This window comes from Klebsiella sp. JN_Kp122 (genome assembly GCF_040062085.1).
In the GTDB taxonomy this organism is placed as follows: domain Bacteria; phylum Pseudomonadota; class Gammaproteobacteria; order Enterobacterales; family Enterobacteriaceae; genus Klebsiella; species Klebsiella aerogenes.
On sequence record NZ_JBEAHW010000018.1, the window covers coordinates 66,643 to 80,259 of the forward strand.

Annotated in this window: 14 protein-coding genes; 13 read left to right on the top strand and 1 reads right to left on the bottom strand. The window is 49.3% G+C overall.

The window, feature by feature from the left end:
- Nucleotides 1–57 precede the first annotated feature (57 nt).
- The 10 genes from ABLU78_RS06715 to ABLU78_RS06760 all read left to right on the top strand — a co-directional run bounded on the left by ABLU78_RS06715 (nt 58) and on the right by ABLU78_RS06760 (nt 9,309).
- Nucleotides 58–453 (top strand): helix-turn-helix transcriptional regulator, encoded by a 396-nt coding sequence (locus tag ABLU78_RS06715; protein ID WP_032436023.1) that lies wholly within the window; start codon nt 58–60, stop codon nt 451–453.
- A 189-nt stretch (nt 454–642) separates the two neighbouring features.
- Nucleotides 643–2,250 (top strand): SIR2 family protein, encoded by a 1,608-nt coding sequence (locus ABLU78_RS06720; protein ID WP_032436022.1) that lies wholly within the window; start codon nt 643–645, stop codon nt 2,248–2,250.
- Nucleotides 2,251–3,201: 951 nt separating this feature from the next.
- Nucleotides 3,202–3,393: a YebW family protein gene (locus ABLU78_RS06725; protein WP_004179600.1), complete on the top strand. Its 192-nt coding sequence runs from the start codon at nt 3,202–3,204 to the stop codon at nt 3,391–3,393.
- 8 nt (nt 3,394–3,401) lie between these two features.
- Entirely contained in the window at nt 3,402–3,557 is a 156-nt protein-coding gene (locus tag ABLU78_RS06730; RefSeq protein ID WP_348820309.1) for a YdaE family protein, read from the top strand.
- A 138-nt stretch (nt 3,558–3,695) separates the two neighbouring features.
- The gene (locus ABLU78_RS06735; RefSeq protein ID WP_320905268.1) at nt 3,696–6,791 is read left to right on the top strand and encodes a RecE family exodeoxyribonuclease; all 3,096 of its coding nucleotides are present in this window, start codon (nt 3,696–3,698) and stop codon (nt 6,789–6,791) included.
- Between the two features lie 11 nt (nt 6,792–6,802).
- Nucleotides 6,803–7,891, top strand: a complete 1,089-nt coding sequence (locus ABLU78_RS06740) for a RecT family recombinase (RefSeq protein ID WP_196092906.1) — start codon at nt 6,803–6,805, stop codon at nt 7,889–7,891.
- Nucleotides 7,892–7,925: 34 nt separating this feature from the next.
- The gene (locus ABLU78_RS06745; RefSeq protein WP_047053500.1) at nt 7,926–8,279 is read left to right on the top strand and encodes a hypothetical protein; all 354 of its coding nucleotides are present in this window, start codon (nt 7,926–7,928) and stop codon (nt 8,277–8,279) included.
- A 7-nt stretch (nt 8,280–8,286) separates the two neighbouring features.
- A complete protein-coding gene (locus ABLU78_RS06750) occupies nt 8,287–8,757 on the top strand; it encodes a hypothetical protein (protein WP_080956931.1) in 471 nt (156 codons plus the stop codon).
- Nucleotides 8,754–9,062 (top strand): hypothetical protein, encoded by a 309-nt coding sequence (locus tag ABLU78_RS06755; RefSeq protein WP_047053502.1) that lies wholly within the window; start codon nt 8,754–8,756, stop codon nt 9,060–9,062. Before ABLU78_RS06750 ends, ABLU78_RS06755 begins: the two co-directional genes overlap by 4 nt.
- A 7-nt stretch (nt 9,063–9,069) precedes the next feature.
- Nucleotides 9,070–9,309, top strand: coding sequence for a DUF4060 family protein (locus ABLU78_RS06760; RefSeq protein ID WP_072056188.1), 240 nt, complete (start codon nt 9,070–9,072; stop codon nt 9,307–9,309).
- 220 nt (nt 9,310–9,529) lie between these two features.
- Here ABLU78_RS06760 and ABLU78_RS06765 read toward each other — a convergent pair whose 3' ends face one another.
- Nucleotides 9,530–10,747 (bottom strand): site-specific integrase, encoded by a 1,218-nt coding sequence (locus ABLU78_RS06765; protein ID WP_047053504.1) that lies wholly within the window; start codon nt 10,745–10,747, stop codon nt 9,530–9,532.
- A gap of 146 nt (nt 10,748–10,893) precedes the next feature.
- On the opposite strand from ABLU78_RS06765, the gene sapC reads away from it, so the two are divergent.
- Genes sapC through sapF form a run of 3 tightly spaced genes read left to right on the top strand, consistent with a single transcriptional unit; the run spans nt 10,894 to nt 13,587 of the window.
- Nucleotides 10,894–11,784: a putrescine export ABC transporter permease SapC gene (gene sapC, locus ABLU78_RS06770; RefSeq protein ID WP_020078584.1), complete on the top strand. Its 891-nt coding sequence runs from the start codon at nt 10,894–10,896 to the stop codon at nt 11,782–11,784.
- The gene (gene sapD, locus ABLU78_RS06775) at nt 11,784–12,776 is read left to right on the top strand and encodes a putrescine export ABC transporter ATP-binding protein SapD (RefSeq protein ID WP_015366243.1); all 993 of its coding nucleotides are present in this window, start codon (nt 11,784–11,786) and stop codon (nt 12,774–12,776) included. The genes sapC and sapD overlap by 1 nt, the downstream gene beginning before the upstream one ends.
- A 1-nt stretch (nt 12,777) precedes the next feature.
- Entirely contained in the window at nt 12,778–13,587 is an 810-nt protein-coding gene (gene sapF / locus ABLU78_RS06780; RefSeq protein ID WP_015366242.1) for a peptide ABC transporter ATP-binding protein SapF, read from the top strand.
- The last annotated feature ends 30 nt before the right edge of the window (nt 13,588–13,617 follow it).

The following is a 13,617-nucleotide window of genomic DNA, read 5'->3' on the forward strand; positions in this document are numbered from 1 at the left end:
TTAATGTCAACTTTATGAATGTTGTGAGCGTAAACATTTAGTTTAAAATCGTGATATATGAGAAAAAATACGCACCAAGCAGATAACCCGCAGGTTCAGCGGCTTAACGAAATCATTGAGAAGAAGCGCATATCAAAAGCTGATATCGCGAGGATCTGTGGTGTGAGCGCGCAGTCTGTTAACAACTGGTTTGTGCGGGGCGCAATAGGAAAAAGCTCTGCGATAAAGCTCGCGGATGCGCTTGGCGTCAGCCTTGAATGGGTTTTAGGCCAAGATGTGGGCTCTAAAGACGGATTGAGACCTGACGAGCGAAGGTTGCTTGAACTTTACAACCAACTGCCAAACGAAGAAGAACAACAGAACATGCAGCGGATCATATCTCTTCGGCTGAAGGAGCTCGATGAGCTGTACGCCAAGTACATGGGGCGGCGGATTAAGGGTGATGCTGAGTAACCGCCTCAGAGGTATAGACAGCATTCGTACTCAATAGTGGGCTGATGAGGTATTTTGGTTGTTCGGCAGCATGATACAAACATATAGGCAAGACGGTTATTTTTACTTTTCAACCCTATAAATACGGTATGTTTGTCTTAACTGATATAAAACACACAATATGCTTCGTTTAACTAGAAGGATTTTGATATGCCAAACCAACTTTTTGAATTCAAAAGCTACCCTATCGTATTCATTGGTTCAGGTATATCTAAAAGATATCTAAAAAATTACCCTACTTGGGAAGATTTACTAAATGAGTATTGGCAAAAAATAAATCCTGAAATAGATTTCTATAATTATCTTCTGACAATAAAAGAGAAATTTCGAGCCAGCATTGGCGATGATTCTGATTTAGATCATAAAATATACACCGAAGCAGCAACTAAAATAGAGAATGACTTTAACAAGCTTTTTACTGGCAACGCAATTAAACTTGAAGGGCTAGACGCAAAACGTGTGTTTAGTGAAAACATTTCACCTTTCAAATACTCAATATGTCAACGGTTCTCTTCTCCTACGCTTAAGGATGATGTAGACCTAGATGAATTAAACTCTTTCAAAGCACTATTAAAAAAAGCAAAAATGATCATTACTACTAATTATGATGCCTTTATAGAGCATCTGCTTAATGATCAAGGCGTCACCCCTAAACTATATATTGGAAATAATGGTTTCTTCGAAGACACCATCGGATGGTGTGAGTTATACAAGATACATGGAGATATCAAGGAACCGAAATCAATTGTAATTAGCGCTGAGGACTATGAGAAATATGATGATAGTGCAATTCTCATAAGTGCAAAAATACTATCGAATATGATTAAAAATCCAATTCTCTTTATAGGGTATTCGTTAACAGATAGAAATGTGAAAAAACTATTGTCAGACTTCTCATCACAATTACCAAAAGAAGATGGAAGGAAATCAGCTGAAAGAATAATTCTTATTCAACACAAACCAAATGAAGAGCAAGTAATCATAAAGCAAATAACTGATCAGCAACTTCAGGTTACTTACACCTCTGTTGAAACAGACAATTACAAACAGATTTATGATGAGATAAGCACTGTTGATGAAGGATTGTCTCCTTATGATGTTTTACGATATCAGAGAGCAATTAAGACACTTATTGTTAATGAAGGCGAAAAAGGCAATCTCGACACATTACTAGTATCTCCATCAGACTTAGATAAACTTGAAGAAAGCGTTAAACAGGGAAAAAACCTGGTTGTAGCTTTAGGTGATAAAAAATACGTTTTCACTCAAATAAAAGAACTTAATTATCTAGAGGACTATTTGTTTGAGAAAAATGAAATATCCAACAAGTTAGCAATTGAGTTTATCATTGATGCAAAAAATACAATAAGATTACCGTTTTCAAAGATTATATCCAGTTGCAACTTCCGTGATTTAAATTTGCAGCAAAAAGCATTAACTCGACTTAATCAAAGAATCGAGCGTCATGGTAACTTGGATAATATAATTAACTCTATAACATTAGATAAAGCAAATGCAGAACGAATCTTTACCACAATTACAGAGATAAAAAACGCAGGATTTAGCAAGCGAAAAGAACCAGTTGTCGTTATAAAAAATATTAGACACATAGATGTGCGTGAATTATCTGTCTATGTAAAAGAAGATATATTTTTACAATTTATATCATGTGATAATGAAAACTTAAAGACTGTTTATAGGAAATTGTTCTTAGCCTACGATTTGCTTATAAATGGTGATATTAAGAAACCTCTCTGAATAAAATCCCCGAATAGTAGTTTTGTTCGGGGCCTTTCGCCTTCCGCATGGTGGCGGAATGGTTTCTCTATGGTGAGAGAAACCGTGTGCACACCTCTAGCTTTGCAGATTACCTATTCAATATATTGGACATTATAAAAGTCTTGTAATTGTAAAACCCATATTATTCATAGAATTATGCTTCATGTATTTTAATGCAAATGTTGTAAACCTCAACATCGTTGCGATCATTCTTCCTCTTTAAGCCGTGCTTTTTACTAGCAATCATGTAACAACCGTTCATGACTACAAGCAGAACATGGATTCACCACAGGCGTAGCCAATATAAGTATACCATCCCCTCTGATTCCCTTTCCTATACATCCTTTGGCGCTCCCTTGGAATGACGTTGTCTAAGGTGCGCAGTTGAGTACATCCAATCCTGTCAGCGATGAAAGCTCGAACTCTATCCAACTCATCTCGCTCCACAACCATTCTAGCTGATGATTTTTAAACCAATAACAGCATTAAAAACAGTCAACCCACCTCTTAAATCAATTGCGTGTAAACTTTTTGTTTACTTAAAACAACTCATTTAGTTGACTACTGAGTAAACATTGTGTTTAATTATTCCATCGAAAAAAACCACCCAGGCATGGAGCCCACGAAGTAGCTGCCGGCGGCATACGAAACACCGGATGAGGTGGAGAGATCAACGCGCAGTAGGTTTAAACGTTCCGCTGGCCGGCGACAAGGCAGAGGTTGAAATGAGCAAGCGCGGCATCAGAGCCCTGGTCATTTCGGCAGTAATTGGACTCTTCATCTGGATAGCGCTTATCAGCGCACTGAGGGAGTTATTTCTATGATTGATTTCGCACGCAAACCCGCTCGTCAGCAGGCTGTTCGTTTAAGTCCGCTGTCAGCTTTCATCCGCCGGGTGTGCTACATGCTCGCGCAAAAAGGAGACCCTTCATGAGCACGATGTTTGCCCTGGTTCTCACCGTCAGCATGCTGACGGGCGGTAATCAGGATGTCCTGCTCGGGGTTTACGACACTGAGAATGACTGCAAGGCAGCGGCAGAAGAGCAACACGTGAAAGCTGAATGTTATCCGCTGAAAGGTGTACTGGACGAGCATCCAGCCGGGTTCACGGTGCAAATGTAGGGGGAGGAATGCAGAAGAAATGCGGTTACTGCCGTAAAGCAATCGAGGGAAAACCAGTAGTAAGCCCCCTGTTATATCTCCAGGGAAACCAGCTCGCACGGAAAGAAAAAGAGTACTGCTCTGAACGCTGCGCCTCTTACGACCAGATGGCGCACGAGAGCTAACGTAAACCCGCCGAAGCGGGCTGTACGTCCGGTGACACCGACCAAAGTTCCACCGGAAATTACCAATAACCAATGACCACCCTGAATGGGCGCTACCAATGGCCCGGGGGATTCTACATCCAAAATAGAGGCTATCACATGGAATATTTTTATCTGATAAAAGCGACTCAAAAATCGGGTAAAGCTGATGCCGTAATCTGGCGCACTAATAAATCAGAAGCTCGCGCCCTACTGCAGCTCGACGTCGATCTGGAAGACGCTGGGATCGAAACAGGCCGCGGCAAAGACTATCAAAAACCAATTCGTACCGATTTCCCGGTATTCAATGACCTGCCGGCGGAAGGTGTTCTCGATTACTCATGGTGCGAACGCTACCAGCTCGGCAACGATGGCCGCACCTGGGCTCTGAAGCCAGGTCAGGCGCCTGCGGATCATCACATCGATGATGCCGGAGTATCTGCTGAGCCCGTTAGTGGCGAGCTGGTTGATGCCAATACTACTGGTGACGCGGCACAAGGTGAGACCGTGGAAACTTTCGGTAGCGATGAATACCAGGACGATTCGAGCGCGCTATTTAACGTGGCAGAACTCCCCTTTCGCGCTCAGCTGCTGGCGCAGTACATGGCCGAAGAACGTCACGTTTATCATATCAGCATGCCTCACCGGCAGGAGCTGTCAGTTCTTGAAATGGACACTGATAACGCAGCCGTCCAGGATCTGATTCTGGCCGCCGAGAATATCCCTGAAATCAAAAAATACGATATGCCGGCGCTCTGGAAATTCACCAGCGCCAATAAAAAAGTCTTCCCGGAAGGGAAACGGCATGAGCTCGGTAAACGTATCCAGTTTGCAAAACTGTGGTTCGCCACGAACGCGATCGACCGCGGCATTCTCACCAGGGAATGGGCTGCCGGTAACTGCATTTCTTCGGTTATGAAAACTGATGCAGGAACGAATGCTGGCGGCGGTAATAAAACCGATCGCAATCCTGACTACACACATACGCTAGATACGCTTGATGTTGAGATTGCGCTGGCCACAATGCCGATGGATTTCGATATCTACAATTTCCCGGCATCCATTCATCGCCGGGCTAAAGAAATCGTCCAGAAAAAAGAAAGCCCATTCAAAGAATGGTCTGCTGCGCTGCGTAAAACCGCAGGCATCCTGGATTATTCACGCGCTGCCATTTTTGCCCTCATTCGTGACGCCACCAGCGATATTCATCATTTCCCGGTAAGTCTGCAGACCTATATCAATGCGAACCTGACAGAGCATAAGCATGAAACGCCCTCTGCTGAAACGCTTGAGAAAGCAGGGCATGTCTCATCTGCCGCCGTTGTTCTTAACACCGTGAAGAAAGCTATTGATGGCGAGGAAAACAAACCGGAGCTGGAAAACCTCTCAACCGAATATCAGGTTGTTGGCGCTCAACTGGTGGAGGAAGCCCAAAAAGAACGGTCTGCCGTGGATAAGATTCTCGCAGCTGAGCGCGGTGAATATATCGAAGGGGTAAGCGATCCGGATGCACCGAACTGGGTAACGGAAGACCTGACTAAACCCAAACAGCCTGTAGTTTCAAACATGGGCAATGGTGTTTTTTCGATTGATGGTCTGATGGATAGCCAGCCAGCACCAGCTTCAGCACTTTCTATTGTGGACCAGGCGCGCCAGCGCGCTGCAGAAGAAAAATTACATCCAGCTAATTCCGGGGAAACCACTAGCGATGTGCAGATGGAAACGGCTCAGCCAGTCGAAGACGAAAATGATAATGCGGTATCAGCAAGCGAAGGCACTGATGCAACTGCTCCGCAAGCAGATGCCGTGAACATGCGCGACATTCTTGCTGAGCGCTGCCCTGACCTTACCGCGGCAGTATTGAAGGACCAGCAATCAGCAACTGCAGAAGAAGAGCATGAGCCAGAGCCTGAAGCAACAAAATGGCCTGAATTCTTCGAGCCCGGTCGATATGAAAGTGTTCCGAACGAGATTTACCACGCGGCGAACGGCATCAGTTCTACTCAGGTTAAAGATGCCCGTATATCTCTGATGTATTTCGAAAAGCGTCACGTCTCGAAAGTCATTGAAAAAACGCGATCTCCTGTTCTGGATATGGGCAATTTGGTGCATGCGCTGGCGCTGCAGCCTGAACAGCTGGAAAAAGAATTCAGCATCGAGCCGGAAATCCCTGAAGGCGCCTTCACCACGACTGCGACGATCCGCGCGTTTATCGACGAGTACAACGCCGGGCTTCCGTCGCTGTTGAGTGCTGACAACATCAAGGCGTTGCTGGAGGCACACAACGCCACACTGCCTCAACCGGTTCCTATGGGTGATGACGTTACCCAAACAGGTGAAAACTACATGGCCTTACCCGCTGAATTTCAGCGCGTCGAAGATGGTCAGAAAGTTACCGCGGCCAAAATGAAGGCATGCATCAAAGAATATAACGCCACTCTGCCCGCCCTAGTGAGAACCAGCGGCAGCCGGGATGCCCTGTTAGAACAACTGGCGATTATCAACCCTGACATGGTAGCTCAGGAGGCCCAGAAGGCGCAGCCGCTGAAAGTATCAGGCACTAAAGCGGATCTGATTCAGGCTGTGAAATCGGTTAAACCGGATGCCGTGTTTGCCGACGAACTGCTGGATGCATGGCGCGAAAACCCGGAAGGAAAAATACTGGTTACCCGCCAGCAGATGAGCACTGCGCTGGACATTCAGAAAGCACTTTTGAATCACCCCACCGCCGGCAAGCTGCTCCAGCATCCGAGCCGCGCCGTTGAGGTGAGCTATTTCGGTATTGATGAGGAAACCGGGCTGGAAGTTCGCGTACGCCCTGACCTTGAGATAGACATGAGCGGCCTGCGCATTGGTGCGGACCTGAAGACCATCAGCATGTGGAACATCAAGCAGGAAGGGCTGCGCGCGAAGTTGCACAGGGAAATCATTGAGCGCGATTACCACCTCAGCGCAGCCATGTACTGCGAAACCGCGGCTCTGGATCAGTTCTTCTGGATTTTCGTCAACAAAGACGAGAACTACCACTGGATCGCCATTATCGAGGCATCAGAAGAACTACTGGAACTCGGCATGCTGGAATACCGCAAAGCAATGCGCGCCATCGCGAACGGTTTCGACACTGGCGAATGGCCGGCGCCAATCACTGAAGACTACGCCGAAGAACTTAACGATTTTGATGTGCGCCGTCTCGAAGCGCTGCGCGTACAGGCATAAGGGGAATAACAATGTCCAATTTAGTCGCAACTACTGAAAACCAGACCCAGAAGATCGACAACGTTTCTATTCTGACGAATGGTGAATTGTTCAACCGCCTGCGCACGCTTTCTGAAGTAATGGCCAACAGTGGAAATTTCGTCCCTGAACATTACCGCGGTAAACCAGATGCGTGCATGGCTGTAGTGATGCAAGCAGCGCGTTGGGGTATGGATCCGTTTGCAGTGGCACAGAAAACCTTCATCGTGGGTAACTCAGGTGTGCTTGGCTATGAGGCACAACTGGTGAATGCGGTAATTAACACCATGGCCCCAACCAAAGACCGGATCCATTTTGAATGGTTTGGTGCATGGGAAAATATCGTTGGCCGCTTCATTAAAAAAACCAGCGGCAAAGGTAACGACTACATCGCGCCGGGCTGGGATTTGAAAGATGAAGCTGGCGTGGGCGTCCGCGCCTGGGCAACGCTCAAAGGAGAATCAGAACCTCGTGAGCTTGTGCTGATGCTTTCTCAGGCACAAGTACGCAATTCTACACTGTGGGCGAGCGACCCACGCCAGCAGTTGGCCTATCTTGCCGTTAAACGTTGGGCGAGGCTGTATTGTCCAGATGTAATCCTCGGGGTATATACCGCCGACGAAATTGACGAACGCGAAGAAAAGGTTATCAACCCAGCGCAAACAGAAAAAGTCACGCTGAATGAGATAACAAACTCCGTTGGCGCTTCCACCAGCACGCAAGAGTCTGCATCTAACGTCGACGCAGTTGCCGATGGACTCCGCGACCGAATTGATACAGCTGACTCAGTGGATCAGGCCAAAGCCATTCGCGCAGACATCGAATCACAGAAAGCTCTGCTGGGTACTGCTCTTTATACCGAGCTGAAGAATAAGGCGGTGAAGCGCTACTACCTTGTTGATGCGAAGAACAAGATTGAGGCTGCCATAAATTCACTTCCTAACCCGGGGGATCCGGAAGCCGAAGCGTTATTCGCGAAGGCAGAAGGCACCCTGACCTCATCGCGCCGCCACCTCGGTGATGAACTGTATGACCAGTTCCGTATCACCCTGGACGACATGAAACCGGAATACCTGGGCTAAGGGAGGCGGGAGGGTTAGCCCTCCCGATAACGATATGAGCAAATCACTTAACGCACGATGCATACGCCGCTGGAAAGTTGAATTCAAAGGGCGCTGCGATTCGAAATATAGCCCCTACTGGCACAAGCGCGATCTCCGCGGTTACATCCGTGAGGCGGCACTGACTACGGCGTATTGCATGGTTGAAAACTTGGCCTACAACAACGCAATGCACGATTTTTTCGCTCATGTGGGTGACAGGAATTGCTGGTCGCCAGAGTTCTCAGCATGGTACGACGGGCGTCGAGAGCATTATCTCAAAGAAGCGCGCGACTACCTGAATGAAGAAGCCACCAACGACGAAATCGACGACGAAATAGAGAACGAACTGGAGGCCTGGAATGACTGAGCGCGGAATGAAATTCTCCAAATTCACTGAGCTGGTAGCCCGCATCTGGTCAAACCCAACTACGCAGCGTCGCGACCCGGAGATCACCATCTTCATACTCTCGCCTGGCAGCATCGGCGCGTCGCCATCCGTTGAAGTAGAGTCAATTCAGGCTGGATTCGACTGGGACGCCGGGCAGGTTCTGATTTACCCTGCGCAACCACTGACCACGCTGACGCCTGAACAGGTAGCGGACATTACCACCAGCGTGAGCAAAGGCCAGTCCTGGCACGCATATGAGGCTTACAAGAAGCACAAGGCCCTGCTGGAAAACGCAGCGCTTGAGCATGCGAAAGTCGCCGGGCAGCGCGACGAGCTTCTGGCGGCGCTGGTTTCCCTGGCTGCTGTCGCTCGCCGCTATCTTCCGGATTATGACGAGCATCCGGAAGTGCAGAAGGCTGATAACACCATCTCCCGCGTCAAAGGCGGTGCAGCATGAGTCTTAAACATCGATTACCTGAGCTGGAAGCCAGCATCGACCCTGCGGCATTGCGCGCGGCCGCCGACGAATATTCGGATCTGCTTCTGACTTTGTGCTTGTGCATGAAGATGGCCGGCCCTACTCGGGAGAACTTGCGCGCCTGCGCCACCGAGCTTAAAAAACGCCTGACAACCTGGCACAGCCAGAAAGAGCTCAATGCAATTCTGTCCAGTTGGGATCCCGTTGGCTATGTTCTCGGCCTCCGTCGGGAGGCGAACGACAACGCGCGCGCAGCTGGCGATCCAGTTGATGTATTTGTGTGAGGTGGATATGCGACTGATAAACCGAAGCAAGCAATCACCGCTGGGCCGCCAGGCTTGTGATGCCGCACTGGCAAAACATGTTGAGCTTTATGGCGCCTACGGGCGACAGAAAACGAAGAGAACTTATACGGTGGTGGTTCAAGGCTCAAAGATCACTGTAGAAGTTGTAAACAGAAAATGCAGTTATGTGGCGACGGCCATGAGCTGCGCCCGTAGGCTGCAGCATCTTCCTGGACAATGTAACTAAGGGGCTTTTATGAATAACGCATCTCATTTCCAAGATGAAATATTGATAACCAGTGACATTCTGTCCAGATACAAAATTTCGCGCAGCACACTGTATTTCTGGAGCACACCATCCCGGATGCCATCGTACTTTTCTCAGCCGTTTCCGAAGCCAAAAATAAATGGCAGTCCTAAAAGATGGCGTTTGTCAGACCTTCTTGCTTGGGAAGACAACATGGGTATCAAACCAGAGGCTGGCCAATCAACTTCTCAAGATGACGTTGCCAAACAGCAAGCCAATGACGCTGATCATCCAAATAATCGTGGAGGTTATACCGCGCCATGACTCCAGACATATGATGCCCTAGTAGTTTTTCCACAACATGTGGTGGCGCACCTAATTCAGAAAGGCGCGTCGCCACTGTTCTTCTCAAATCATGAAGCGACCAAGGTTTCATCCCTGTTTTTGCAATTATCTGCGCAGAGAACAGAGCCACGTTTGGTTGAAGTGGCGGCCTGTCATCTTCTGGCCCCCTGTATCGTGACAACGTCACAACATGTTTTGAAACTGATGTTTCTTTTTCAGCTACCATCATCTGTATTACAGCCTCAGGAAGCGCCCTTCTCACCGACTTCCCAGTTTTATAATCACTTGCCGGGATAGTCCATGTTTGTTCCTTGAAATCAAACCATTCCCATTTTGCTGTTCTGATCTCTGTACTTCGACAGCCAGTCATAATGAGAAACTTCATTATCAATTGCTGCCTATATTTCATCTCAGGCAGGGCATTCCAAACTGTAATGATTTCATCATCACTTAACCTGCGATCTTTTACAGCTGCTGTGAGCCCTACATCTGATCGTCTAAGGCTTTCAATAGGGTTCACGTTAATTACCCCACGGTTGGAACAGAAACGAAATGTGCGCTGCATCAAACCGAGCATTTGCCCTGTAACCACTCTTCGCCCCATACCGTCAAAAAGATTTAGCCAGTGAGCTTTAGTTGTCTGATCTACAATCATATTTCCGAGCACTGGGGCTATATGATTATTGAAGTCGCGGCGGTTAACTTTGATTTTTACCAGACCTTCAGGGATGCAGTAGTACTTCTCCCAGTAATCGAATGCTTCTTTCACTGTAAGCGCTTCTACTTTTTTCTGTTTCTCGAGTACTACTTGCCGTCTAGGATCAAGCCCTTCCGCTAGCCAAGCCCTGAACTGCTGCCTACGTTCTCGCGCATGAGCTAATGAGGTGGTTGGATAATCACCAATCGTTAGTTGAGCGGCTTTCCCGTTCCATCTGTAGCGGTAAAAGAATGTTATACTGCCGGATGTAGACAACCTGACATTCAGACCATGTGCGTCTGAAATGACCTCGATTTGGTCTCTTTTTTTGCCAAGAGCTTTTCTTAATTTTGTGTCGGTAAGCAATGTGTACACTCCGGAAGAAGATATACACATCAGTGTACACATTATGCGTAAATTGATAACCTTCAAATCTATGAAGAACACACAAAAATAAAGCGTTACATACTGGCAAGGCGTTGATAATAGCGGGATTCTTGAAAAGAAATTAAGCATGACTAACAAACTTAAAACGGATTCATATGCCCTACGATAGCGTCTATCTCGAAAAGCGCCCGCCAGGCGCATTGCGCACCGTATGGCGTAAATTCTACGGCGATACCACCGCGATGATTGGTTTATACGGCTGCGGCGCGCTGGTGCTGCTGTGCGTATTCGGCGGCTGGTTTGCGCCCTATGGCATCGATCAGCAGTTCCTCGGCTACCAGCTGCTGCCGCCTTCGTGGTCGCGCTATGGCGAAGTGTCGTTCTTCCTCGGCACCGACGACCTTGGCCGCGACGTACTGAGTCGACTACTCAGCGGCGCGGCGCCGACCGTCGGCGGCGCCTTTGTGGTAACGCTCGGCGCCGCGCTGTTCGGCCTGGTGCTTGGCGTGATTGCCGGTTCCACCCACGGTTTGCGTTCAGCGATAATGAACCACATTCTCGACACCCTGCTGTCGATTCCGTCGCTGCTGCTGGCGATTATCGTCGTCGCTTTTGCCGGGCCGCATCTGAGCCATGCCATGTTCGCCGTCTGGCTGGCGCTGCTGCCGCGCATGGTGCGCTCGGTCTACAGCATGGTGCACGATGAACTGGAAAAAGAGTACGTGATTGCCGCCCGCCTCGACGGCGCTTCCACGCTCAATATTCTCTGGTTTGCGGTTCTGCCTAATATTACCGCAGGACTGGTCACCGAAATTACCCGCGCGTTGTCGATGGCGATCCTCGACATTGCCGCGCTCGGTTTTCTCGACCTCGGCGCTCAGCTACCCTCTCCGGAATGGGGCGCCATGCTCGGCGACGCGCTGGAACTGATTTACGTCGCCCCCTGGACGGTCATGCTGCCGGGAGCGGCCATCATGATAAGCGTACTGCTCATCAATCTGCTGGGCGACGGTATTCGCCGCGCAATTATTGCCGGGGTTCAATAATGCCGTTACTGGATATTCGTAATCTCACCATTGAGTTTAAAACCAACGAGGGCTGGGTAAAGGCCGTCGATCGGGTCAGCCTGACGCTGGCTGAAGGTGAAGTCCGTGGTCTTGTCGGTGAATCAGGTTCCGGCAAAAGCTTAATCGCCAAGGCGATTTGCGGCGTCACCAAAGATAACTGGCGGGTCACCGCCGACCGTATGCGTTTTGATGATATCGATCTGCTGCGTCTCTCTAACCGCGAGCGCCGAAAACTGATTGGCCACAACGTATCGATGATCTTCCAGGAGCCGCAATCCTGTCTTGATCCTTCCGAGCGTATTGGGCTGCAGTTGATGCAAAATATCCCCGGCTGGACCTTTAAAGGCCACTGGTGGCAACGCTTTGGCTGGCGTAAGCGCCGCGCTATTGAACTGCTGCACCGGGTGGGAATTAAAGATCACAAAGATATTATGCGCAGCTTCCCCTACGAGCTGACCGACGGCGAATGTCAGAAGGTCATGATCGCCATCGCGCTTGCTAACCAGCCGCGCTTGCTGATTGCTGATGAACCCACTAACGCCATGGAGCCAACCACCCAGGCGCAGATTATTCGCCTGTTGACCCGGCTCAACCAGAATAACAACACCACTATTTTGTTGATCAGTCACGATATGCAGATGCTCAGCAAATGGGCGGATAAAATTAACGTCATGTATTGCGGGCAGACGGTGGAAACCGCGCCGAGCGAAGAGCTGGTGACCATCCCTCATCACCCCTACACTCAGGCGCTGATTCGTGCGATCCCGGATTTCGGCAGCTCAATGCCGCATAAAAGCCGGCTGAATACCCTGCCCGGCGCCATTCCGCTGCTGGAACAACTGCCGATCGGCTGTCGACTGGGGCCACGTTGTCCCTATGCGCAACGCGAGTGTATCGTCACGCCGCGTTTGACCGGCGCGCGTAATCATCTGTACGCCTGTCATTTCCCGCTGAACATGGAGAAAGAGTGAAATGGTCGAAACATTGCTGGAAGTTCGCAATCTGAGTAAGACCTTTCGCTATCGCACCGGCTGGTTCCACCGTCAGACGGTAGAGGCGGTGAAGCCGCTGAGCTTTACCCTGCGCGAGCGTCAGACGCTGGCGATTATTGGTGAAAACGGCTCCGGTAAATCAACGCTGGCCAAAATGCTGGCCGGGATGGTTGAGCCGACCACCGGCGAACTGTTGATTGACGACCATCCGCTGGAGTTTGGCGACTACTCATTCCGCAGCCAGCGTATTCGCATGATTTTTCAGGATCCCTCGACCTCGCTCAACCCGCGTCAGCGTATTTCGCAGATCCTCGATTTCCCGCTGCGGCTCAATACCGATCTTGAACCAGAAGCCCGGGAAAAGCAGATTATCGAGACGATGCGCATGGTGGGCTTGCTACCGGACCACGTCAGCTACTATCCGCATATGCTGGCGCCGGGGCAAAAGCAGCGCCTGGGTCTTGCTCGTGCCTTGATCCTGCGTCCGAAAGTGATTATCTGCGATGAGGCGCTGGCCTCGTTGGATATGTCAATGCGTTCGCAGCTAATCAACCTGATGCTGGAACTACAGGAAAAACAGGGAATATCCTACATCTATGTCACCCAGCATCTGGGGATGATGAAGCATATCAGCGATCAGGTGCTGGTGATGCACGAGGGTGAAGTGGTCGAACGCGGCAGCACCGCCGATGTGCTGGCCTCGCCGCTCCACGAACTGACCAAGCGGCTGATCGCCGGCCATTTCGGCGAGGCGCTGACTGCCGACGCCTGGCGAAAAGATGGTAAATAGCGTTAACCTTCCTTCAGGGGCGGCATAATA